Origin of the sequence: Kushneria phyllosphaerae (genome assembly GCF_900312995.1) — a bacterium.
Classification (GTDB): Bacteria; Pseudomonadota; Gammaproteobacteria; order Pseudomonadales; family Halomonadaceae; genus Kushneria; species Kushneria phyllosphaerae.
On record NZ_ONZI01000001.1, the window covers coordinates 416,327 to 438,971 of the forward strand.

At 62.6% G+C, this 22,645-nt stretch carries 17 protein-coding genes; 7 read left to right on the forward strand and 10 right to left on the reverse strand.

Going from position 1 to position 22,645, the window contains the following annotated elements:
• Window positions 1–12: 12 nt before the first annotated feature.
• The 3 genes from narI to narH are packed head-to-tail and all read right to left on the reverse strand — an operon-like array spanning window position 13 to window position 2,994.
• Entirely contained in the window at window positions 13–690 is a 678-nt protein-coding gene (gene narI / locus KSP9073_RS01845) for a respiratory nitrate reductase subunit gamma (RefSeq protein WP_108841986.1), read from the reverse strand.
• Window positions 690–1,424, reverse strand: coding sequence for a nitrate reductase molybdenum cofactor assembly chaperone (gene narJ, locus KSP9073_RS01850; RefSeq protein ID WP_108841253.1), 735 nt, complete (start codon window positions 1,422–1,424; stop codon window positions 690–692). Before narJ ends, narI begins: the two co-directional genes overlap by 1 nt.
• Window positions 1,417–2,994: a nitrate reductase subunit beta gene (gene narH / locus KSP9073_RS01855; protein ID WP_108841987.1), complete on the reverse strand. Its 1,578-nt coding sequence runs from the start codon at window positions 2,992–2,994 to the stop codon at window positions 1,417–1,419. Before narH ends, narJ begins: the two co-directional genes overlap by 8 nt.
• A gap of 367 nt (window positions 2,995–3,361) precedes the next feature.
• On the opposite strand from narH, the gene KSP9073_RS17455 reads away from it, so the two are divergent.
• Complete coding sequence (locus KSP9073_RS17455) at window positions 3,362–4,261, forward strand: hypothetical protein (protein ID WP_133240967.1); 900 nt, start codon at window positions 3,362–3,364, stop codon at window positions 4,259–4,261.
• Between the two features lie 60 nt (window positions 4,262–4,321).
• Here KSP9073_RS17455 and KSP9073_RS01865 read toward each other — a convergent pair whose 3' ends face one another.
• The 5 genes from KSP9073_RS01865 to KSP9073_RS01885 all read right to left on the reverse strand — a co-directional run bounded on the left by KSP9073_RS01865 (window position 4,322) and on the right by KSP9073_RS01885 (window position 8,992).
• Complete coding sequence (locus KSP9073_RS01865; protein ID WP_108841255.1) at window positions 4,322–4,999, reverse strand: RES family NAD+ phosphorylase; 678 nt, start codon at window positions 4,997–4,999, stop codon at window positions 4,322–4,324.
• Window positions 4,996–5,397, reverse strand: a complete 402-nt coding sequence (locus KSP9073_RS01870; protein ID WP_108841988.1) for an MbcA/ParS/Xre antitoxin family protein — start codon at window positions 5,395–5,397, stop codon at window positions 4,996–4,998. Before KSP9073_RS01870 ends, KSP9073_RS01865 begins: the two co-directional genes overlap by 4 nt.
• A 110-nt stretch (window positions 5,398–5,507) precedes the next feature.
• A complete protein-coding gene (locus KSP9073_RS01875) occupies window positions 5,508–5,897 on the reverse strand; it encodes a hypothetical protein (RefSeq protein ID WP_133240968.1) in 390 nt (129 codons plus the stop codon).
• A 99-nt stretch (window positions 5,898–5,996) separates the two neighbouring features.
• Entirely contained in the window at window positions 5,997–6,830 is an 834-nt protein-coding gene (locus KSP9073_RS01880; RefSeq protein ID WP_243409071.1) for an alpha/beta hydrolase, read from the reverse strand.
• A gap of 92 nt (window positions 6,831–6,922) precedes the next feature.
• On the reverse strand, window positions 6,923–8,992 hold the full coding sequence (locus tag KSP9073_RS01885) for a TonB-dependent receptor family protein (protein WP_439330925.1): 2,070 nt from the start codon (window positions 8,990–8,992) through the stop codon (window positions 6,923–6,925).
• 274 nt (window positions 8,993–9,266) lie between these two features.
• Between KSP9073_RS01885 and KSP9073_RS01890 the strand changes: the two genes are divergently transcribed.
• The 6 genes from KSP9073_RS01890 (at window position 9,267) to KSP9073_RS01915 (ending at window position 16,040) form a co-directional block, all read left to right on the forward strand.
• Window positions 9,267–9,770: a TetR/AcrR family transcriptional regulator gene (locus KSP9073_RS01890; protein ID WP_243409072.1), complete on the forward strand. Its 504-nt coding sequence runs from the start codon at window positions 9,267–9,269 to the stop codon at window positions 9,768–9,770.
• Window positions 9,767–10,903, forward strand: coding sequence for an MFS transporter (locus KSP9073_RS01895; protein WP_108841259.1), 1,137 nt, complete (start codon window positions 9,767–9,769; stop codon window positions 10,901–10,903). The genes KSP9073_RS01890 and KSP9073_RS01895 overlap by 4 nt, the downstream gene beginning before the upstream one ends.
• 145 nt (window positions 10,904–11,048) lie before the next feature.
• Window positions 11,049–11,885, forward strand: a complete 837-nt coding sequence (locus KSP9073_RS01900) for an ATP-binding cassette domain-containing protein (protein ID WP_108841260.1) — start codon at window positions 11,049–11,051, stop codon at window positions 11,883–11,885.
• Window positions 11,873–12,730 carry an ABC transporter ATP-binding protein gene (locus tag KSP9073_RS01905; protein ID WP_108841261.1) on the forward strand — a complete coding sequence of 286 codons (858 nt, stop codon included), beginning with the start codon at window positions 11,873–11,875 and terminating at the stop codon, window positions 12,728–12,730. The genes KSP9073_RS01900 and KSP9073_RS01905 overlap by 13 nt, the downstream gene beginning before the upstream one ends.
• Before the next feature lie 24 nt (window positions 12,731–12,754).
• The gene (locus tag KSP9073_RS01910) at window positions 12,755–14,269 is read left to right on the forward strand and encodes an ABC transporter substrate-binding protein (RefSeq protein ID WP_108841262.1); all 1,515 of its coding nucleotides are present in this window, start codon (window positions 12,755–12,757) and stop codon (window positions 14,267–14,269) included.
• Between the two features lie 10 nt (window positions 14,270–14,279).
• Entirely contained in the window at window positions 14,280–16,040 is a 1,761-nt protein-coding gene (locus KSP9073_RS01915) for an ABC transporter permease subunit (protein ID WP_108841263.1), read from the forward strand.
• 99 nt (window positions 16,041–16,139) lie between these two features.
• Here the strand turns inward: KSP9073_RS01915 and KSP9073_RS01920 are convergent, their stop codons facing one another.
• Together KSP9073_RS01920 and KSP9073_RS01925 are read right to left on the reverse strand one after the other, a co-directional pair.
• Window positions 16,140–19,922, reverse strand: coding sequence for a nitrate reductase subunit alpha (locus KSP9073_RS01920; RefSeq protein WP_108841264.1), 3,783 nt, complete (start codon window positions 19,920–19,922; stop codon window positions 16,140–16,142).
• Between the two features lie 22 nt (window positions 19,923–19,944).
• Window positions 19,945–22,620 (reverse strand): nitrate/nitrite transporter, encoded by a 2,676-nt coding sequence (locus KSP9073_RS01925; RefSeq protein ID WP_108841265.1) that lies wholly within the window; start codon window positions 22,618–22,620, stop codon window positions 19,945–19,947.
• Window positions 22,621–22,645 lie beyond the last annotated feature (25 nt).

The following is a 22,645-nucleotide window of genomic DNA, read 5'->3' on the forward strand; positions in this document are numbered from 1 at the left end:
GGCGGTATCTCCTCAGGCGCGTCGGCGGACCAGCTGATAGCGACGGCCGATATAGCCAAACGGCGCGCTCCAGGCGTGGACCAGACGGGTGAAGGGGAAAATCAGCACGATGGTCAGGCCCACCACGATATGCAGCTTGTAGATCAGCCCCACCTCCATCAGATGGCTGGCGGCATCGGCGCGAAAGAACACGATCGACTGTGCCCACTCGGCCAGCGGCAGCATCACGCTGCCATCCAGGTGATGACGCGCCGCCACGATGGTCAAAAGCCCCAGCGTCACCTGCACCATCAGAAGCGCCAGAATCACGATGTCGGCAGTGCTCGAACTGGCCCTCACGCGTGGATCAAACAGGCGTCGATGGAGCAGGATCATCCCGCCGATCAGACACAGCACGCCGGCAATGCCGCCGACAATAATCGCCATGATCTGCTTGTTGCCGGGCGTGATCGCCCATTCATAGGCCCAGTGCGGGGTCAAAAGCCCGACCAGATGACCGAAGAAGATCACGATGATGCCAATGTGGAACAGGTTGCTGCCCACGCGCATGCGGGCCTTGCTGAGCATCTGGCTCGAGCCGGTCTTCCAGGTGTACTGACCGTGATCAAAGCGCAAAAGGCTGCCCAGCAGAAAGACCGTGCCGGCAAGATACGGATAGAAGCCAAAGAGCAGCGTATGGGTGTAATCCATCATGAGAGATCTCCCGAGACAGGATCGATGACACGCACGGGCCGGGCCTCGTCGCGTGCGTTCTGGCGCTGCTGCGCGCGGCGCTGGCCGGCGGCGGACTGCACCGCGCAGTCCTGATCGGAGCTTGCGGAAAAGCGCACCGCCTCCTCTTCCCACACCGCATCGAGTGCTGCCGGCGTGTCGTCGCGTGTTTCCGCGCGCACCTTGTCCTGATGCTCGGTGATCTCGTCCTCGGCCCCGATCAGCGCCAGCAGCGTGGCCGTGGCCAGGGCCTGATCGGCCTCGCGCTCCTCGAGTCGTGCGGTCAGTCGCGCCAGGATATGGGCGATCTCGCCGAGGTGACCGGCGATGCCGGCCTCATCCCGGGTCGAGAGATACTCCAGAAACAGCGGCAGGTAGTCGGGCAGTTCGCGGGCATCGAGCTCAAAGCCCGCCTCGCGGTACTGGGCCAAAAGATCGACCATCGCCTGACCGCGATCGCGCGACTCACCGTGGACGTGTTCAAACAGCAGCAGCGAGGTCGCCCGACCCTTGTCAAAAAGCGCCACATAGTCGGCCTGCAGATCGAGCAGATCGCCCTGGGCGATGCGGCGAATCCATGCCACGAGTGTTTCCCGCCGCAGGGGCGTGAGCCGCGTCTCGGCCTTGATCACCTCTGCCATCTCGGGGGCGGCCTGTTGCAGGGCCTTTGTGGGGTAATCCAGCAGCCGTGCCAGCACGATCAGACTACGCATGGCGATTCTCCTCACCGTCATAGGGGGCCACTTCGGGCTCGTAGTGCGACACCACCGGCTTGACCAGCGTGGAGGTCTGTTTGCGACCGCCAAACAGGCTGCCGGCGCTGTCGCCGCCGTTGCAGCCCTGACCGAAGGTAAAGCCACAGCCGCCGCGCTCGGGGAAGGCCTCGCGGGCCTGTTCGCGATGGGTGGAAGGGATCACGAAGCGGTCGTCGAAATCGGCCAGCGCCAGATAGCGATACATCTCCTCGATCTGGGCGGCGGTCAGGCCCACGGCCTCCAGCACCTCGGTGGCTTCACGCCCGTCCACCTGCTGGGCACGCTTGTAAAGGCGCATCGCCATCAGCCGCTTGAGGGCACGCACCACGGGCGCCTCTTCACCGGCGGTCAGCAGATTGGCCAGATAGCGCACCGGGATGCGCAGCGATTCGATGTCCGGCAGCACGCCGCTGGCGGGCACATTGCCCTGATCAAAGGCAGACTGAATGGGGGACAGCGGCGGCACATACCAGACCATCGGCAGGGTGCGGTACTCCGGATGCAGCGGCAGGGCCAGCTGCCAGTCGATGGCGAGCTTGTAGACGGGCGAGGCCTGAGCGGCCTTGATAACGTTTTCCTCGATGCCATCACGTCGGGCCTGGGCGATCACCTCGGGGTCGTGCGGATCGAGAAAGATCTCGCACTGGCGATGGTAGAGATCCTGCTCATCGGCGCTGGCGGCCACTTCCTCGATACGATCGGCATCATAAAGCAGCACGCCGAGTGAGCGGATGCGGCCCACGCAGGTCTCCGAGCAGATGGTCGGCTGACCGGACTCAATGCGCGGATAGCAGAAGATGCACTTCTCGGATTTACCGCTTTTCCAGTTGTAGTAGATCTTCTTGTAGGGGCAGCCGGACACGCACATGCGCCAGCCGCGGCATTTGTCCTGATCGATCAGCACGATGCCGTCTTCCTCGCGCTTGTAGATCGCCCCACTCGGGCAGGACGCCACGCACGCCGGGTTCAGGCAGTGCTCGCAGAGCCTGGGCAGATACATCATGAAGGTGTTTTCAAACTCGCCGTAGATGTCGGCCTGAATGCGATCGAAGTTCTTGTCGCGGCGGCGCTTTTCAAACTCGGTGCCCAGAATCTCCTCCCAGTTCGGGCCCCACTCGATCTTTTGCATGCGCTTGCCGCTGATCAGCGAGCGCGGCCGCGCCACCGGCTGATGCTTGCCTTCTCCCGCGCGGTGCAGGTGCTGGTAGTCAAAATCGAACGGCTCGTAGTAGTCATCGATTTCCGGCAGCTCCGGGTTGGCAAAGAGCTTGGCCAGCACGCGAAAGCGCCCGCCGATGCGGGGTTCAATGGCACCATCCTGGCGGCGCAGCCAGCCGCCCTTCCACTTGTCCTGGTTTTCCCACTCCTTCGGATACCCGATGCCGGGCTTGGTTTCGACGTTGTTGAACCAGGCATATTCCATGCCTTCGCGACTGGTCCAGACGTTTTTGCAGGTCACCGAACAGGTGTGGCACCCGATACATTTATCGAGATTCAACACCATGCCCACCTGTGAGCGAATTCTCATAATCACGGCCTCCACGACGATCGCGCATGGACTGCCCGCCACCGGCAGGATGCGCAGTTATGGGGCCAAGCGTGCGCGTGGCAGGCGGTGGTGGTTTTGATGCAGGTCAAGGTGGGCGGGGTAAGAAGAGGTGGCTACCTCTTTAGAGGTAGCTGGTTAATATGGCTATAAAATCAGAAAATTCAGTTACTTGGGAGTGTTGTGAGAACTGCTTTGAAAGGCGCTTGAGGTGTAGAGATTCTTTGGAGGTAAAGCACAAATATATAAGTTATTAAAGATATGAGATGGTGAGTCGATATAGCGCATTTAAATAACATGCTTGTCGCATTTTTTGAAGGCACGAGCTGACTCCTAAAGGGTTTTGGTCTTGGATACTTATTTTATTCGTCATAGCTCAAATTTGGATGTTGATGTTCAGACTCTTGAAGATCTTTGGAACAGCGATAAGATTGCCATCCATTATCCACACGATTTGAGTAACACCTTCGAAAAAGAGGATTCGAGTAGCCTTGATCCTGATGACTATGAAGCGCATGGCAAATATGCCTTACGACGCTTACATTCGCTGGCAAAGACTGGTGGATATGTGTTTGCTACCTATAGAGGGAAAAATGGGGGTAAAATCGGTTATGTGCCACCCGGCTCAGAGGTTGATATCTTTCAGGGTACATGGGGGAACAAAAATAACTTATCTGGCAGGAAAGCAGTTCTCAAATCTTTGACTTTAAAAAAAGTTCGTAATTTGGTAGCTGAAGAGGCCATATCATTGACGTCTGTACAGCCTAGGCAAGGTACTTTTTGCCAGTGGAGAAAGGTTGGTAGTCGTGTAGTCGCCATGACAGAAGGTATGTCTTCCATGGAAATGGGTGCTTTGACGCCCGATCTTCAGGAAGTTATGTGTATGGAGTATTTAAGAACACCAAAGGCACGACAGCATGGTCTACCCAACCTGGTGAATACATTAATGCCGGTTGGAAGAACAATGAAGGATATAGATATTTTAGGGGCTGCCGACTCTGGGGAGATAATATCAGCACAAGTAACATATAAAAACTTTTATTCGAGCGATAGTAAGTTTAAAAAGCTTGATCCATATGCTTTACAGGGCAATAAGACAATTTATTTTTGTCAGTGTGATGCTATGCAAGTGGAGAATGGCCATATAGTTTTCCCCTTGGGAATTGTTTTTAAAGAATTTTGTCTTGAGAGTGAAGCTGGAAAAAATTGGTTTTTTTTGGCAACAGGATCAATTCAAAAAATTATTTGAATTGATTTAGATGCTGATAAACGCTTTTTTGTCAAAAGAGGTCGGAAAGGTCTGGCCTCTTTACCCCACCCAACTCAACTCCAAAACATGACGAATCCGCTCGCCGTCCCAGTCGTAGCCAAGATGCCTCCCCTGCCGGGTCGCGGACATGACGGGTGGGCGTAGTACGGCCGCGCACTCGCCTTGCGGGTCTCTCACGCTGGGGTAGATGATGCTATCGGCCCCTTCTTCTCGAAGGCGCAGACCCAAGACCTGCCCCGCCTGCCAGCTTTCGGGGCTCAACAGCGGCGCTGCGTTTGGGTCGTTGCGCAGATCGTCAAGCTCGCCCTGTAGATCAGACAGATACACGCGCTGCTGGAGTTGCATTGGCGGCTCATCGGACTCCCTCAGAAATCGCTCCATGTGATAGCGCGTCTCGGCAATCGCCGTGGCCTCGGAGAGCGCGCAATAATAGACGCCGAAGCTGCCATCGCTGAAGCGGGAACCCTGACCGTTGAAGTGACAAAAGGCCGCCATCACGGGTGTCCAGCCCGGACCATAACGTCGATCTGCTTCCTGCACCATATGAATGGCGCCGGCTTCTTCTCTCAGGCGCGCGGACGTTTCGCCTTCAAGCTGATTGAGCAGCGCCCAGTCATCGGGCTCGGCCACGCGTTCAAACAGATTAATGGGCGGAAATCTCGAGGGCACTACCCGGTAGCTGGGTTGCCAGTGCACTGCGGTACAGGGAAAACTCATGCGTGACCGCCACCGCGCGCGCCGTCCAAGTGCTGTCGAACAACGTAAAGATCGGAGACCAGACCACTGCGCAATCGATCCAGCGGGGCCTGACCGGAGAACAGCGGGTTGCGGTTGGCGCGCCGCAGCCAGCTGTCGGCGGCATCGGTGCGCGGCAACAGAATCTGCAGGGCCTTGTAGATGCCCAGAATCAGCGACATCCGCTCCATCTGGCTCTGATCCAGCCGTGCCTTTTCAGGCGACTGTTTCCAGCGGCGATAGGTGCCATCAGGTACGCCCAGCAGCAGTGCGGCTTCCTGCTCCTTGAGTGCCCAATCCCTGACAATATTGGGATAGGTGCGCATGGCCGCGGCGCTCATGTTCTGGCGCTCCTCTTGGGACATCGTGGTGATGGCCATGCGGCCTCCTTCGTTCATATGGCGGTTTTTATTCATTTTACGCCATTTGATCGCCTTGTCACTTTTAACAGGGCTCGACCAAAACCGGCATGTCGCTCCCGCTTCAACCGTTACCGATAATAATCAACGATCGTCTGGCCCTGATCGTCGCTTTCCACCTGCACAATAAAGGGGGCATCGGTGGCACCGAGCATATTGCTATCCAGCGTCATGCCCTGATCTTCATCGCCAAATTGAATCGACATCGGATCACCGACGTGAGTGTCGGTAAATTCCTTGAGGGCACCGCTACACTCGGAAGACTGAACCAGCTCCACCATGACCATGGGCTTTGACGCATCGTCATGATCCAGAGTGAGGTTGCTCACACATTCCTTTTGGATGGGGAGCGTATAGCTGCCGGATTTGAGAACCAGCCCGTCATCGGAGCGGTCGGGCGCTTCGCTGGTACAGCCTGACAGCGCAATGACCATGGCGAACATACAAAAACCGGCTTTCATGTGGAGGCACTCTTTTGGCAGGTGAAACGAGGGTTGTACTTCACACTGTAGCCTTGAAAAGCATCGACAGGAGTGACGGGATCATCAATACCCGGAGGCCTACGGCATGTAGGGCGACTCAAAAACCTCTTTCATGACGCGAGAAACAATTTTGAAAGGTACGGTGACGTGATCGACCCCGGCAACAAGGGTAAAACTTGATCGCATGCCATGGGCCGATAGCGGCTGCAATCGCTCGTCAAGGCTGCGCGCGTCACGAATCTGCTGGGGCATGTCGCCCTCGGCCAGAATCAGCACCAGGCTGGGCGGATGTTCTGGTGTCTTTTGCATTGCCTTTCGAAACTCGGGTTCCAGCGGCAGCAGGTACTGATCACGCCACCACAGCGACGGACTTGCCGCGACGATGTGAGTAAAAAGAGCGGGCCGCCTGAACATGGTGTAGATCGCGAACATGCCGCCAAACGAGTGACCGAACAGGCTCTGCCGCCGCGAATCGACCGGTAGTTCAGAAGTGACGCGCGGCAGCAGGCGCTGCTCGAGAAAGGCCAGCAGTTCATCCTGCCCACCCTGAGGGGGCTCGTTGTGTCCGGCGGGCGCCGGCGGCGTAAAGTCGTAGGAACGCCGCTGGAAATTGAGCGCCTGCGCCTGCGGATAGCCGACCCCGACAATGATCGTGTCGTGATAGCGCGCGACGGTGTCGCGAGCCGCATGAAAGGCTGGAAAGTAGGCGTTGCCATCGAGCACATAGAGCACCGGGTAACCTCCTTGCGGAGGTTCGCCGTCGGGCAGGCTGATCATGATGCGATACGCCTGGCCTTGCGCGTTATGCATCTCCCACTGTTGGGTATGGTCCAGCGTCATCGGTCCAGCGTCGCCGGTTGCGGTATCTGCTCGGGCCACGTGGCCCGGGACAGGCGTCATCAGCCAAAGCATGATCAGAATCGTGCTCGTTAAAGCGATCCGCATTCGTTCTCGAAATGCAGGGACAATATGCATGAGTCTCTTTTCTCCTCCATCGCCCCTTTCTAAAACCCGACCTCGACCCCGGCATAGAAGGTCCGCCCGGGCGCCGGCTCAAAATAGCGGTCGTTGCTGGCGTTGATGCGGGTGTTGGCAAAATGCTCGCGGTCGAACAGGTTGCGAATGCCGGCGTAGAGATTGAGGCTTGTATCATTGCCAAGCTGCCAGCCTTCACCCGCGCGCAGGTTGATCAGCCAGTAGCTGTCGACGTCCACATCGTTGGCATTGTCGGCCACCATGTCGCCGATGTACTGGGTTTCCAGCGTGGCAAAGCGCTGATCAGTGCCTTCCCACGTGAGCCAGTTGACCCAGGTCTGCTCCGGCAGGCCGGGAATGCGGTTGCTGTCATAGCGCTCGCCTTCGGCTTCGAAGCTGTCGAAACGGTAGTGGGCCAGCGTCAACGCGCTGTCGAGCCGCCAGGTCTCGTCGAACTGCCAGCCGAGTGCGACTTCCAGACCGTCCCGGTCGGTGTCGCCGGCGTTCTGGTAGAAGGTCCGGTCGTTGTCACCGTCCAGGTAGTACGGCACCAGCTCGTCGCGCACGCGTACCGAGAACAGCGCCACGTCGTAGTTCAGGCCGTTATTGAAGTGGCCGCGCAGACCGATCTCACGGTTCCAAGCCTTTTGCGGTTCAACGCTGGCGTTGAAGCCGCCGCCTCCGGTGGGGTTGGCAAATTCGGAGAAGCTCGGCGTCTCGAACGAGGTGCCGGTGTTCACATAGGCCTGATGATCGGGCAGATAGCGATAGCTCAGACCCGCCGAGCCGCTCCACTCGTTGAACTCGCGGTCGCCGCTGTCATCGCCGTTTGTGGTGAAATCGTCATCCACCTTGAGCCTGACGCGGTCGTAGCGCGCGCCCAGCGAGGCGGTCCACTGATCGGTTAAATCGAGATCCCCCTGCACAAAAACGCCGGTTGAGGTGGCGGTCTGGGTCTCGTTGGCAGCCGTATCGGTGACTTCGCCACTGAAAGCCACATTGCGTCGCCAGCGGTCATCCTTCTGGTGCGCCGCATCGATACCCACCACGTAGCGCAGCGGCATATCATTCAGGCTCAGCGTCTGATGGTACTCGGCGCTGCCGCCAAAGACGTCACGGTCATAGCCCAGCAGGCTGTCGCCCGGATAGGGCAGCTGCTGCTCGAAATTGCGCCAGGTGTAGAATCCCTTTACGTAAAGCTCGCCGGGGCCGGCGGAGAGGTCCTCGTACTGCAGCCCGACCACCTGCTGATCGACGCTCTGACCAGTGTCATATTCACGGGTGAAACGTCCGGCCTGATGACGCTTTTGGGAGACCTGCTCACGGGTCAGCCCACCCGGGTCCTCCGAGCGCGGGTTGTCGAGCAGATTGACGATGGCAGTCAGCGCGCGGTCCTCACTCAGCTCGCGACGCAGTTTGGCATTAAGCAGGTACTTTTCGACCGAGCTGTGGTCGCGATAGCCGTCCTGATTCAGTGCCGAAAGGCTGACATGGTGCGACCAGTCGCCGTTGCTGCCGCCGGTCTGTATGGAAGCCTTTTTGTAGCCGTCGCTGCCGCCTTCCACACGCAGGCGGGTGCCCGGGTCATCGCGGCCGTCGGCGGTGGTCACCGAGATCACCCCGCCTGCGGCGTTGCCGTAGAGCACCGACGACGGCCCACGAATCACCTCGATGTTCTCGGCGCTGTCGAGATCAATGGCATCGATCTGGGCCTGGCCGTCGGGCAGCGTATAGGGGATGCCATCCATCAAAATGGTAATGCCGCGCACGCCAAAGGGCGCACGGGCGCCAAAGCCGCGGATCGCGATGCGCTGACCCTGGGCGAAGTTGTCGCGGTTCTGAATGAACACGCCCGGCACCTGACCGAGCGACTCATCCAGTCGCACCCGCTGCTGGCCGCGCTGAATGCTCTCGCGCTCGACGGTCGAGACGGCCGCCGGGGTGTCGTAGAGCTCGCGGGCCAGACGCGGGGCGCTGATCACCATGGTCTCTACGGCCTCATTGGGCGCTGTCTCCGCGGCCCGGGGCTCCTCGCCATGGGCGGTCCCTGCCGCCATGGCGCCCGCCAGCGTGAGCAGCAGCGTTCTGCGTGATGTCATGTTGTTCCCTTGAAACCGATGGTGGTCTTGAAACCGAGAGCAGTCTCGAAACCGAGAATGGTGGTGTTGTCGTTATGTTATTGGCTATGGCACCGAGTCTAGCATTCGCCACTGCCGGGGCTCCCTGTGATAGAGCAAGGTATTTCAATAAACCGGACAATTAAGTTGACGATGTAAAATGAACGTTTTACATTGGTTGTGTAAACAGATCGTTTTACACAATAGTGTGGTTTCACTCCAGGGAGACGTCATCATGACCATCATGGACAAGCTCGTGACAGCCTCGGAAGCCCTCTTCGACCGCCACGGCTTCACCGCAACCGGCATGGACAAGCTCACTCAGGGTGCGGGCATCTCGAGTCGCACGCTCTACAAACATGCCGGCAGCAAGAACGCCCTGATCGCCCGGGTACTCAACGAACGCGACAAGCGCTTTGCTCGGCGCCTTGAGGTGGAGAGCATCGATGCGCTGTTCAAGGCGCTGGAGGACTGGGTGCGTGTGGAGGGCGCGCGCGGCTGCCTCTTTTTGCGGGCGCTGGGCGAGACCGGCGGCGATACGCCAGAGATCGTGGACGCGGTGCTGGCGCACAAGGTGCGGGTCGCAGAGCGTATCGCCGCGCTGGTCGAGCATGAAACCGGCCGCGACGATGCGATGCTGGTCGAGCAGATCATCGTACTCTTTGAGGGGGCCACCGCAGCCGCAATCTATCGTGGCGAGCAGGCGGTCGCTGCTGCCCGGCAGGCGGCGGCCACGCTGTTGGCCGGAGCGCACTCATGAGTCCGGCCATCTATCTGGGAGGCGTCGGGTTCGGGTTGATCGCCGTATGCTACGGCTTTGCCCGATTCGCCTTCGGGCTCTTTCTACCGCAGATCGATGCCGAGCTCTCGCTGTCTTCAAGCCTGAGCGGGCTGATCTCCGGCGGTGCCTTTCTGGGCTACTGTGTCGCGATTATCCTGTCGGCCTGGCTGACCGAGCGGCTCAGCGCTCGCATTGTGGCCGTCGGCGCGGCGTTGGTGGCAGCGGTGGGCATGGCCGGCATGGCGATGGCGCCATCGGCACCCTGGCTGGCCGCGGCGGTCATGCTGGCCGGTTCCAGTACGGGGCTGGCCTCTCCACCCATGGCGGCGGCTGTCGCCGCGGCGGTACGTCCCGAGCGACAGGGCGCCATCAACACGGTCATCAATGCCGGCACTGGCGCCGGCGTGGTGATGTCCGGCCCCGTGGCACTGATGCTGGGCGATCAGTGGCGCCTGGCGTTTGCCGCCTTTACCGTCGTTGCCATCGTGCTGGCCGTTGCTGCGGCCTTTTGCGTGCCGGCAGAGGCCGGCCGTGACCGCAATATCTCCGGTGGTCTGCCCGTTCTCAACGGCCCGCTTCGCCGGCTGATGGTGGCGGCCTTTTTGATGGGCGCGGCCAGCACCGCACTGTGGTCCTTCGGCGGGCAGCTGGTGTCGCTGCGCCTTGACTGGGGAAGCACCGGGGCCGCCCTGCTCTGGATCACCATCGGCGCGGCCGGGATAGTGGGCGCCGCCGCCGGCACGCTGGTCACCCGGCTTGGGATTGATCGCGTCCATCGGGTCTTTCTCATCGCCCTCGCCGGAGGCATCGTGATGGTGGGTATGGAGGGCACCACGCCGGCCCTGACGCTGGGCGGCGGCCTGTTGTTCGGCCTGGCCTACATCATGATCACCGGGGTCTATCTGGTCTGGGGTGTCTCGGCCCTTCCCGAGCGACCCGCCACCGGGCTGATGATCGGTTTTCTGACCATTGCCATCGGCCAGACTGTGGGGGCACCGATCTTTGGGACGCTGATGGACGCCCTCTCCCCTCATTACGCCGTGCTCATCTTTGCAGCGCTGGCGCTCACGGCCGGGCTTGCCCGGGCGGGCAGGCTATCCGCTACCGCCTGAGCCTGGCAAGTCGGTATCTTCGGCACCTTTCATTGCCCCGCAAGCCCTTCCAAACACTTGAGGAAAACACAATACAGGTTTCTTATTGTTATGATATAACTTTGCGATAAAGGGCCATCAGAACAGTCGGGGGCGTGCGGTCATCATGACGGCGAATGCGGTATTAAGAGTCGATGAGCTGTGTATCCATGTGGATGGCCAGCCGGTCGTGAGTGATCTCTGCTTTCATGTGGCCGCCGGTGAGCGGGTCTGTCTGCTCGGGCCGTCGGGGTCGGGCAAGTCGCTGACTGCCGGCGCCATTCTTGGGCTGTCGCCGCGCTCGGTGCAGGTCGATGGCAGCGTGTGCATCAACGGCGTGGAGGTGGCCGACATTCGCGCCACCCGTCGCCCGATGCAGTCACGCTCGGGCATGGTCTTTCAGGACACCCATTCGGCGCTCAACCCGCTGGTCAGCGTCGGGGCGCAGCTGCGTGAACCCTTCATGCGCTTTCACGGTCTCTCGCGCAAAAGCGCCATGGAAGCGGCCATGGCGATGCTGCGCGGCATGAACATCGAAAGGGCCGATGAGGTCATGCAGCGCTCGCCGGCCGAGCTTTCCGGCGGTCAGCGCCAGCGTATCTGTATGGCACTGGCGCTGGCCTGCAAGCCGGCGCTGATCGTGGCCGATGAGCCCACCACGGCACTGGATGTGCTTACTCAGCAGGAGGTGTTAAAGCTTCTGCGCGAGTGTACCGGCACGCACGATACCCCGGCGCTGCTGTTCATCTCCCACGATATCGGCGCGGCCTGCCGCCTGTGTGAGCGTGCCGTCATCATCGATGACGGCCGCCTGGTCGAAAGCAACACGCTGACCCACATCATCGCCAATCCGCAGCATCACTTCTCGCGCCAGCTGGTGCGGGCGCTGCGGGAAAGCGCCCCCGGCATGCCGCCTTATGCCGCCGACTTTGATGCTCGCGAGGGGCTGCTGTGCACGGCTTAGCGTCAGGTGAGGCCCCACTGCTGTGTGCCACCGGTCTCTACAAGCACCTGCATTCGCCGAGCCTGGCGTTCTGGCGGGCGCGGACTGCCCGTACGATTTTGCGAGATATCAATCTCTCGATTCAGCCCGGCGAGCGCATCGGGCTTGCCGGCGTGTCAGGCGCGGGCAAAACGACGCTTTTGAACCTGCTGCTGGCGCTCAAGGGCGCCGATGCCGGCACCATCACCTGCCAGGGTCGAGCGGTGCGCCCGGCTTCCGTGCGCGCGCTGCGCTGGTATCGCCGGCAGGTGCAGTACATTCCCCAGGACCCGGCCTCTTCACTCGATCCGCGCATGAGCGTGCGTGACCTGATCCGCGAGCCGCTGGTCCGCCTGAACGTGGTCGATAACCACACCCGGCGCATTGATGAGGCGCTGGACCGGGTGGGGCTGGATCAGACGTTGCTGCGCGCCCGCCCTGCTGCGCTCTCCGGCGGGCAGGCGCAGCGCGTGGCCATTGCCCGCGCCGTGGCCCTGCGCCCGCGGCTGTTGCTCGCCGATGAGCCGCTCAGCGGGCTGGACCTGCCGGTGCGCGCCCGGGTCATGCAGCTGTTTGACGACATGAGCTGCCTGGATGGCACGGCCTTTTTGATCATCTCTCATGATCTCTCGGTCATGCCGCGGCTCTGCGAGCGCACCCTCATCCTGCATGACGGCGCCATCATCGAGGACCGGCCCACGACAGCCCTGTTTGAAACCCCCAAGCATGACCATACCCGGGCGCTGGTGCGGGCGGCATATCAGGATCACGCCATCACCGCGATGGTACCCGCGCCGGCTGCCCCGTCCCTTTACCCCGTGCTCTGATACCGATTGTCCAGGAGATCCGTTTTGACCCTTCGTCGCGCGTTTTATCTATCCTTCGGCGCCCTGTCACTGGCCCTGCTGGCCGGCTGCCAGCAGGAAGAACCCACCCGGGAAGATTCGGCCAGCGCCGACAGCAAGCGCCTGCGGGTTGCCATGCTGCAGCCGCCGCGCTCGGGGTTGAACCCGCTCACCGATGACGCCTTCAAGCTCTCGCGCTGGCGCACCGCCGAGACGCTGGTGCGGCTGGATGACGACAATGATCCGCAGCCGTTTCTCGCCACCGACTGGGCGCAGGTGGATGAGCGCACCTGGCGCTTCGAGATTCGCGACAACGTCACCTTTCATGACGGCACGCCGTTGACCGTCGAGCAGGTGGTGACGGCACTGACGGCTGCCACCCACGCCACGCCCCGACCGCGCATTCTCGATGGCGTGAAAATGACCATCGAGGCCGACGGTGACCATGCAGTGCAGGTACGTACCGAAACGCCTGACCCGTTGGTGCCTAATCGCCTCTCCAGCCCGCAGCTGGCGATCATGGCGGCGAAGGCCTACGGCGAGGATGGCCGGGTCAACCCGATCGAGGCCGGTACCGGGCCATTCGTACTCAAGGAAATCAACGGCACCCAGAGTGCCCGGCTCGATCGTTATGACGACTACTGGGGCGAACGTGCCGAACTGGCCGGCATCGACGCCGACTACGTGCCCGATGGCACTGCCCGCGCCGCGGCCCTGCGTACCGGCACCGCCGAGGTGGTCGAGGCCGTGCCGGTCTCCCAGGTGGCGCTGATCGATCCGGAGCTGGTCCATGAAGTGCCGATGCCGCGCACCAACACGCTCTATCTCAATACCGAGCGCGGCGTGTTCAACGACCCGGCGATGCGCGCCGCTGCCCGTGAAGCGCTCGATCGTGAGGCGATTGTCAGAACGGTCTATGAAGGGCGTGCCGATGAAGCAAAGGGCCTGCTGGGGCCGGCACTGGCCTGGGCTGATGGTCTGCGCTCGCCGGTCGAGGGGCGACCGGATGCCGCTGACCCGAACGGCGCCAGTATCACGCTGGGTACCTTCACCGACCGGGCGGAGCTGCCGGAAGTGGCGGTGTTGCTGGAGCAGCAGCTCGAAGCCGCCGGTTTTGACGTGCATCAGGAGGTGCGCCAGTACGCTCATATCGAATCCGACATGCTCTCCGGTCAGTTCGACGCCTTTATCCTGTCGCGCGCCACCATGCTCGATTCCGGTGATCCGGTCGCCTACATGTACAGCGACTTTGCCTGTGAGGGCTCCTTCAACATCGCCCAGCTTTGCGACCCGGCGGTGGATGAAGCGCTTGCCCGCGCTGCTGACCTGCCCACCGGCCCCGAGCGTCGCCAGGCGATCATCAACGCCGAGGCCGCCATTTTGAAAACGGACGCCGCCGTGCCGATGCTGCATGAGCGCGTGATTCAGGGCGAAGCCGCGCGAGTGGCAAATACCGTGCGCGACCCACGCGAGCGCGAACTGATCACCGAGCACACGCGCCTTGACGGCGCGGCACAGTAAGGCGCCGGTGATGCACACTTCCGGGGTCGTTATCGCCCGTCCGCCCGTGCTGGCCGCGCGCCTGCGCCTTCTGGTGCCCACGCTGTCCCGGCTGGTGACGCTGTCTGCCGTGGTGGTACTGGTGGGGCTGCTGCCCTGGCTTTCCGGGCGTGATCCGGCGTTGAGCATCCTGCGTGCCCGCGCCGGGGATCAGAACCCGACTCCCGAGGCGCTGGCCGCCATCCGCACCCAGCTTGGGCTCGACATGGGGCCGTGGGAGAAGCTCGGCCACTGGCTCTGGGGCCTTGTGCACGGTGACGCCGGGATCTCGTGGATTTCGGGCGGGCCGGTGCTGCCCGGCATGCTGTCGGCCACAGGGGTCTCGCTGATGCTGATGCTCGGTGCTCTGCTGGTGGCGCTGCTGACCACCGTGGCGCTGTGCGTGAGCGTCGTTCGCCGCGGGCTGATCGGCGAGCCGGTGCCCACCTCCGGTGCCGTGGGCGCTACGCTCACCGCGCTGCCGGAGTTTCTGCTCGCCGCGGTCCTGTTGGTGGTCTTTGCCGCCGGGCTCAACTGGCTGCCGCCCTATGGCTGGGGCGAGTGGCGCCATATGGTGCTGCCTTCGCTGGCGCTCGGGCTGCCGGCCGGCGGGCTTTTGGGGCGACTGTTCAGTGACGGTCTGACGGCGAGTTTTTCCGAGCGCTGGGTCGCGACCTGGCATGTGGCGGGTTTTGGCCGGCGGCGCATTGCGCTGGCCGTGCTCAAGCGCACTATGCCCAGTCTCATGCCGCAGGTGGGGCTGGTGGTCGTCGGGCTGACCGGCGGCGCCATTGCCGTCGAGCAGGTGTTCTCGATTCCCGGGCTGGGGCGCGCCACCCTGGGCGCGGCCTCGGCGCAGGACCTGCCGGCACTGCAGACCGGCATTTTGCTGCTGCTGGCGATTGCCGTGGTGCTCGGCGGCGCGGCGGGGCTTGTCCGCACGCTGATGCTTGGGCGGACCCTGCGCGCCGGTGCCATACCCGTGACCCGCCATGAGTCTCACCGCGGGCGCTGGCAGTGGTTGGTGCCGGCGGTGGTGGCGCTCGCGCTGGTGATCATTATTGTCGCTGGCATGGGGCGCGACCCGCTCACCTCCAGCTACCTGCGTCTGCAGACGCCGAGTCTGGCCCTGCCCCTGGGCGCCGATGGCACCGGGCGCGATATTCTTGCCCGCGTCAGCCACGGGGCGCTGTCGACCATGGGCATGGCGCTGGTCGTGGTCACCATCACCTTTGTGCTGGGCCTGTTGATCGGGCTGGCGCCGCGGCTGGCGGCCGGACCCATCGAGGTGACCAACGCCGCCCCGCCGGTGATTGCCGGTCTGATTGTGGCCGGTGTGATGGGTCCCAGCACCAGCGGCGCCATCATTGCGGTCACGCTGGTGAGCTGGGCGCCGCTGGCGGCGCATACGGCAGCGCTGGTCAGCGAAGTGCAGGGCCAGGCGCACGTGCGCATCACGCCCATGCTGGGGGTGGGGCGTCTGCGGCTGCTCACCCGCTATGTGCTGCCCGCGGTGATCGGCCCGGTCTTTCGTCACGCCATGCTGCGCCTGCCTGGCATCGCGCTGGCGCTGGCCGCGCTGGGGTTTCTGGGCCTCGGCCCCCGTCCGCCGGCACCAGAGTGGGGGTTGCTACTCGCCGAAGGCATTCCCTATCTGGAGCGCGCCCCCTGGGCGGTGCTGGTCCCGGCGCTGGCACTGGTATTGATGTCGATTCTGGCGGTGTCGCTGTCGAGTCTGTGGCGACGCGGCTGAGCGCCCGGGTTGAGACAGGCCGAAAAGAAAGGCGCCCCTCCTGCGAGGGGCGCCTTTTTTCTGGGGGAATGGAAGCTGTCGGTTTATGACCCTGCCCGACTACCCCTTTACCGGTGCCTGCACGCTGTCGGTGCCCTCTCCATCCAGCCAGTTGATGTGGTGCATGCGCCGCACCACCACGAACTCGTCGCGGTTGGAGCCAACGGTGCCGTAGTAGTTGAAGCTATAGGAGAGCTGCGCGTAGCCGCCGATCATGTGCGTGGGCTTGGGGCACACGCGGGTGACCGAGTTGTGGATGCCGCCGCGGGTGCCGCTGATCTCCGAGCCCGGCACGTTCACGATCCGCTCCTGGGCGTGATACATCATCGCCATGCCGGTCTTGACCCGTTGGCTGACCACGGCGCGCGCGGCAATCGAGCCGTTGGCGTTGTAGAGCTCGATCCAGTCGTTGTCGGCCACGCCCAGCGATTTGGCATCGTCCTCGGAGAGCCACACGATCGGCCCGCCGCGCGACAGCGTGAGCATCAACAGGTTGTCCGAGTAGGTAGAGTGGATGCCCCACTTCTGGTGCGGGGTGATCCAGTTGAGCACCCGCTCGGGGTTCTGGTTGCCATCGGGACGCTTGATACCGGCCATCGCGGCGCGGGTATCGATCGGCGGGCGATAGGTCAGAAGGCTCTCGCCAAAGGCACGCATCCAGGCGTGGTCCTGATAGAACTGCTGTCGACCGCTTAACGTGCGCCACGGGATCAGTTCGTGGACGTTGGTGTAGCAGGCGTTATAGGAGACGTGCTCATCTTCAAGGCCCGACCAGGTGGGACTCGAGATGATCTTGCGCGGTTGGGCCACCACATCACGAAAGCGGATTTTCTCCTCATGCTTGGGCAGCGCCAGGTGGGCGTGCTCACGCCCGGTGATTTTCGACAGTGCCTCCCAGGCCCGCACCGCCACCTTGCCGTTGGTTTCCGGGGCCAGGGTTAGAATCATTTCGGCGGCATCAATGGCGCTGTCGATGATCGGGCGCCCCTTTGCCGGGCCTTCGGCCTTGCAGCGGTTGAGCTGACCCAAAAGCTCGATCTCGGGGCCGGTGGGCCAGCTGATGCCCTTGCCGCCGTTGCCCAGCGTGTCCAGCAGTGGTCCGACCGAGGTAAAACGTTCATAAGTGGCCGGATAATCGCGCTTGACCGCGATCAGATGCGGCATGGTGTGGCCGGGAATGGGCTCGCACTCGCCGCGCTTCCAGTCGCGCACCTCGACCTGGGCCAGCTCGCCAGGGGAGTCATGTTGCATGGGCTGGGTGACCAGATCGGTTTCCTCGCCCAGATGTCCCACGCAAACCTTCGAGAAGGCCTTCGCAATGCCCTTGTAGATCTCCCAGTCGCTGCGCGACTCCCAAGCGGGGTCGGTGGCCGCGGTGAGCGGGTGGATGAAGGGGTGCATATCCGAGGTGTTGAGATCGTCCTTCTCGTACCAGGTGGCGGTGGGCAGCACCACGTCGGAGTAGAGACAGGTGGTCGACATGCGAAAATCGAGCGTCACCAGCAGATCGAGCTTGCCCTCGGGTGCCTCATCGCGCCACTCGACTTCTTCCGGCAGGACGCCGCCCATCTCGCCGAGGTCCTTGCCCTGCAGCCCGTGGGTGGTGCCCAGCAGGTACTTGAGCATGTACTCGTGCCCCTTGCCGGAGCTGCCCAGAAGGTTCGAGCGCCACACGAACAGATTACGCGGGAAGTTCTGCGGGTTGTCCGGGTCCTCGGCGGCAAAGCGCAGATCGCCGCTTTTGAGCTGGCTGATCACGTAGTCGTTGAGCGGTTGCCCGGCGGCCTCTGCAGCACCGGCCAGGTGCAGCGGATTGGTGTCCAGCTGTGGCGCAGACGGCAGCCAGCCCATGCGCTCGGCGCGCACGTTGAAATCAATCAGGCTGCCGGAGTACTCCTCGCGCCGGGCCAGCGGCGAGAGCAGGTCCCTGATCTCGACCTTCTCAAAGCGCCACTGGCTTGAGTGGTTGTAGAAAAACGAGGTGCCGTTCATGTGGCGCGGCGGGCGGTTCCAGTCCAGACCGAACGCCAGCGGTGTCCAGCCGGTCTGCGGGCGCAGCTTCTCTTGGCCCACGTAGTGCGCCCAGCCGCCGCCGGTCTGACCGATACAGCCGCACAGGATCAGCATGTTGATCAGACCCCGGTACTGCATGTCCATGTGGTACCAGTGGTTGAGCCCGGCACCGACGATGATCATTGAGCGACCGCGGGTTTTATCCGCGTTGTCGGCAAACTCGCGCGCCAGTCGGGTGATCTGTGCTGCCGGCACGCCGGTGATCGCCTCCTGCCAGACCGGAGTATAGGGGCGCATCTGATCCAGTGAAGTGGCGCCGTCGTCTTCGCCGGTCTCGCCATCGCTGAGGCTAAGGCCCTGGTCAATGCCGTAGTTGGCCACCATCAGATCAAATACCGTGACCGCCAGCACCTGGCGCCCGTCCGCCAGGGTCAGCTGTTTGGCCGGCAGATGGTGGTAAAGCACGTCGTTGCCATCGACGTGGTTGAAGTAGTCATGGCGGATGTGGCCAAAGTAGGGGAAGCCGACCCGCACGACGCGATCATGGGCGGGGACCAGCGACAGGCGCAGGTGAATGTCATCGCCGTCCGCGTCACGCTGCTCCAGATTCCAGCGGCCCTGGCCCGCCTCTGCCTCACCCCAGCGAAAGCCGATCGAGCCACGCGGCACCACCAGCTGGTCGCGCGTCTCGTCCCAGGCGACCGTCTTCCATTCGGGATTGTTGTCCTGACCGAGTGCGGCATCAAAGTCGGCGGCGCGCAGCTGGCGGCCGGGCACGAAGCTGCCATCCTCGCGCGTTTCCAGTTCGACCAGCATCGGCATATCTGTATAGCGGCGCACGTAGTCGGTGAAGTACTCGCTTTGCCGGTCGAGGTAAAACTCCTTGAGGATGACGTGGCCCATCGCCATGCCCAGTGCCGAGTCGGTGCCCTGGGTGGGGCTGATCCACTCATCGCAGAGCTTGGCGACTTCGGCGTAGTCCGGCGTGATCGCGACCGTTTTGGTGCCCTTGTAGCGCACTTCGGTGAAAAAGTGCGCATCCGGCGTGCGCGTCTGCGGCACGTTGGAGCCCCAGGCGATGATGTAGTTCGAGTTGTACCAGTCGGCGGATTCCGGCACGTCGGTCTGCTCGCCCCAGGTCTGGGGGCTGGCCGGCGGCAGGTCGCAGTACCAGTCGTAAAACGACAGGCACACCCCGCCGATCAGCGACAGATACCGGGCGCCGGCGGCGTAGGAGACCATCGACATGGCCGGGATCGGGGAGAATCCGATGATACGGTCCGGCCCGTACTGTTTGGCGGTGTAGACGTTGGAGGCCGCCACCAGGGTTTCCATCTCCTGCCAGTCGGCGCGCACGAAGCCGCCCATGCCGCGGAGGGTCTTGTACTGCGCGGTCTTTTGCGGATCCTCCACGATCGAGGCCCAGGCATCGACCGGGTCCGGGTGCTGTTCGAGCGCCTCGCGCCACAGCCGGATCAGCGCCTTGCGTACCAGCGGATACTTGAGCCGGTTGGCGCTGTAGAGATACCAGGAGTAGCTCGCCCCGCGCGGGCAGCCCCGGGGTTCATGGTTGGGCAGGTCCGGGCGGGTACGCGGATAGTCGGTCTGCTGGGTCTCCCAGGTGACCAGCCCGTTTTTGACGTAGATCTTCCAGCTGCACGAGCCGGTGCAGTTCACCCCATGGGTGGAGCGCACCACCTTGTCATGCTGCCAGCGGGCGCGATAGCCGTTCTCCCACTCGCGGCTCTCTTCGCGCACTTCGCCGTGGCCGCCCGCAAATGAGGTGCGGATCTTTTTCATGTACTGCAGTCGATCGAGAAAATAGCTCATGGGTCAGTCTCCTTGGGCGTGCCTAGCAGGGGGCCGGGGCGTTACGACGGGCGTAGTACCACCAGGTCAGCGCCATGCAGCTGAGATAGAAGAAAATAAAACCGTAAAGGGCCGGCGCCACGCTGCCGGACAGCGCCATCGCGGTGCCATAGGATTTGGGAATGAAGAAACCGCCGTAAGCAGCCATCGCCGAGATGAACCCCAGAACGGCGGCAGATTCGCGATTGGCCTCGGTGCGCACCTGCTCCAGGTGGTCATCACCCAGTGCCTGGCGACGCTGGTTGAAGAAGATGACCGGCACCATGCGATAGGTAGAGCCGTTGCCGATGCCAGTGGCGATGAACAGGATCAGAAACATCAGGAAAAAGCCCACGAAGCTGCCGCTCTGGCCCGGGTCTTGAGACAGGGAACCGCTGGGGAGAAAGAGCAGTACCCCCAAAACACCTGCCACCATCAGAGCGAAGTTCCAGAGCGTGACTCGTGCCCCGCCCAGTCGGTCGGCCAGCCAGCCGCCCAGCGGTCGGGCGAGTGCGCCGACCAGCGGCCCCAGAAAGGCGTAGCGGGTCGGATCAACGTTGGGGAACTGCATGCCGGAGAGCAGCGGAAAGCCGGCGGCAAAGCCGATGAAGCTGCCAAAGGTGCCCAGATACAGCCAGCTCATCAGCCAGTTGTGTTGGCGCTTGAAGATCACCGCCTGATCGCGGAAGGAGGATTTGGCCGAGGCGATGTCATTCATGCCAAACCAGGCGGCCAGGGCGGCAATGACAATCAGTGGTACCCAGATGAAGGCAAGGTTTTGCAGCCAGACCGACTCGCCGGCATGCACGCCCTGAGTGACGGTCAGCGGGCCACCGGCCATGGGGCTCAGCACGCTGCCGGCAATGACCAGCGGGCCGATCAGCTGCAGCGCCGAGACGCCCAGATTGCCAAGGCCCGCGTTGAGGCCCATGGCGGTGCCCTTTTGTGCCTGTGGATAGAAAAAGCTGATGTTGGCCATGCTGGAGGCGAAGTTGCCGCCGCCAAAGCCGCACAGCAGGGCCAGAATCAGCATCACGCTGTAGGGCGTGTCGGGGTGCTGTACCGCCACGCCGATCCACAGACACGGCAGCAACAGCGAGGCGGTTGAAATCGCCGTCCAGCGCCGGCCGCCAAAAATCGGCACCATGAAGCTGTAGAAGATGCGAAGCGTGGCACCGGACAGGGACGGCAGCGCGGCCAGCCAGAAGAGCTGATTGGGGCTGTAGCCAAAACCGAGCTGTGGCAGGCGCACCACCAGGATGCTCCAGATCGACCACACCGCAAAGGCCAGCAGCAGGTTGGGAATCGAGATCCACAGGTTGCGCCGGGCAATGCGCGCTCCGGTGGTCTGCCAGAATGTGGCGTCTTCGGGGTGCCACTCGGTCAGCACCAGCGAACGGGGGGCGGCAAGCTCCGGCAGGTCCGTGCTGCGCGGGGCCTTGCCCCAGCTTTGGTTGTCGGCGCGGGTAATGGCGTAATGCATCCACGCAAGGGCGGCAATCACCACCACAAACAGCAGCATGAAGCAGCTCTGCCAGATGCCCGCCACATCGTTGAGCATGCCAAACGTCAGTGGCAGCAAAAAGCCGCCCAGCCCGCCGACCACGCCGCCGACCGCACCCACATGGTCGGGGTAGTAGACCGGGATGTGCTTGAACACCGCCGCCTTGCCCAGCGACATGAAAAAGCCCAGCACAAAGATCAGCACGATAAAAAGCGGCAGTGTGATGACCAGCGAGAAGCTGACCTCACCGCGCACGCCCTCGATCATGAATCGGCTTGGCGGATAGCTCAGCACCAGCAGACACAGCGCCGAGATGCCCAGTGTCCAGTACATGACCCGTCGGGCACCGATGCGGTCTGAAAGTACGCCGCCCAGAATGCGAAACAGCGAGGCCGGCACCGAATAGAGCGCCGCCACCATGCCGGCGGCAGCAATGCCCAGCCCGTAGACCTCCATCAGATAGTGGGGCAGCCACAGGGCGAGTGCCACGAAGCCGCCAAAGACAAAGAAGTAATACAGCGAGAAGCGCCAGACCCGCAGCTCGGAAAGCGGCGCCAGCTGCACCTTTAGAGGCACCGGCGCCCGACGCTCGGCATGGGCCGGATCCTCTTTCGCCAGCACCCAGAACGCGATACCGGCCAGCGCCAGCACGGTGGCATAGACCAGCGCCGTGCCCTGCCACCCCATCGCCAGCAGCAGGAAGGGGGCAGCGAAGTTGGTGATGGCGGCGCCCACGTTGCCGGCACCAAAAATGCCCAGTGCCGTGCCCTGTTGGCCGGCGCCATACCAGGTCGAGGTGTAGGCCACCCCGACGATGAATCCGCCCCCGGCCAGCCCCACGCCGAGGGCGGCCAGCAGCAGCATGGCGTAGCTTGTCGCGAAGGTGAGCAGATAAACGCAGGCCGCGCTGACCAGCATCAACAGGCTAAAGACCCGACGTCCGCCGAAGCGGTCGGTCCAGAGACCCAGCAACAGCCGGCTGACGGAGCCCGTGAGTACGGGCGTTGCCATCAAGAGCCCGAGCTGGGTATCGGACAGGCCAAATTCCTGCTTGAGGCGGACCCCGATGATCGAAAAGATCGTCCAGACCGCAAAGCACAGCGTGAAGGCCAGCGTCGAGAGACCCAGCGCACGCCGCTGCTGTGATTGTGGTGGGGATGCGGTGTCTGCGCTCATGATGGTGCCCTCGTAGCCGGGATGA

Bases quoted from the DNA above. Each gene is read 5' to 3' on its own strand.
- KSP9073_RS01880 (WP_243409071.1), bottom strand. From the start codon at position 6,830: ATGCTTTGGCTGATGACGCCTGTCCCGGGCCACGTGGCCCGAGCAGAT.
- KSP9073_RS01900 (WP_108841260.1), top strand. From the start codon at position 11,049: ATGACGGCGAATGCGGTATTAAGAGTCGATGAGCTGTGTATCCATGTG.
- narJ (WP_108841253.1), bottom strand. From the start codon at position 1,424: ATGCGTAGTCTGATCGTGCTGGCACGGCTGCTGGATTACCCCACAAAG.
- KSP9073_RS01895 (WP_108841259.1), top strand. From the start codon at position 9,767: ATGAGTCCGGCCATCTATCTGGGAGGCGTCGGGTTCGGGTTGATCGCC.
- KSP9073_RS01920 (WP_108841264.1), bottom strand. From the start codon at position 19,922: ATGAGCTATTTTCTCGATCGACTGCAGTACATGAAAAAGATCCGCACC.
- KSP9073_RS01865 (WP_108841255.1), bottom strand. From the start codon at position 4,999: ATGAGTTTTCCCTGTACCGCAGTGCACTGGCAACCCAGCTACCGGGTA.
- KSP9073_RS01925 (WP_108841265.1), bottom strand. From the start codon at position 22,620: ATGAGCGCAGACACCGCATCCCCACCACAATCACAGCAGCGGCGTGCG.
- narI (WP_108841986.1), bottom strand. From the start codon at position 690: ATGGATTACACCCATACGCTGCTCTTTGGCTTCTATCCGTATCTTGCC.
- KSP9073_RS01885 (WP_439330925.1), bottom strand. From the start codon at position 8,992: ATGACATCACGCAGAACGCTGCTGCTCACGCTGGCGGGCGCCATGGCG.
- KSP9073_RS01875 (WP_133240968.1), bottom strand. From the start codon at position 5,897: ATGAAAGCCGGTTTTTGTATGTTCGCCATGGTCATTGCGCTGTCAGGC.
- KSP9073_RS01915 (WP_108841263.1), top strand. From the start codon at position 14,280: ATGCACACTTCCGGGGTCGTTATCGCCCGTCCGCCCGTGCTGGCCGCG.
- KSP9073_RS01870 (WP_108841988.1), bottom strand. From the start codon at position 5,397: ATGGCCATCACCACGATGTCCCAAGAGGAGCGCCAGAACATGAGCGCC.
- narH (WP_108841987.1), bottom strand. From the start codon at position 2,994: ATGAGAATTCGCTCACAGGTGGGCATGGTGTTGAATCTCGATAAATGT.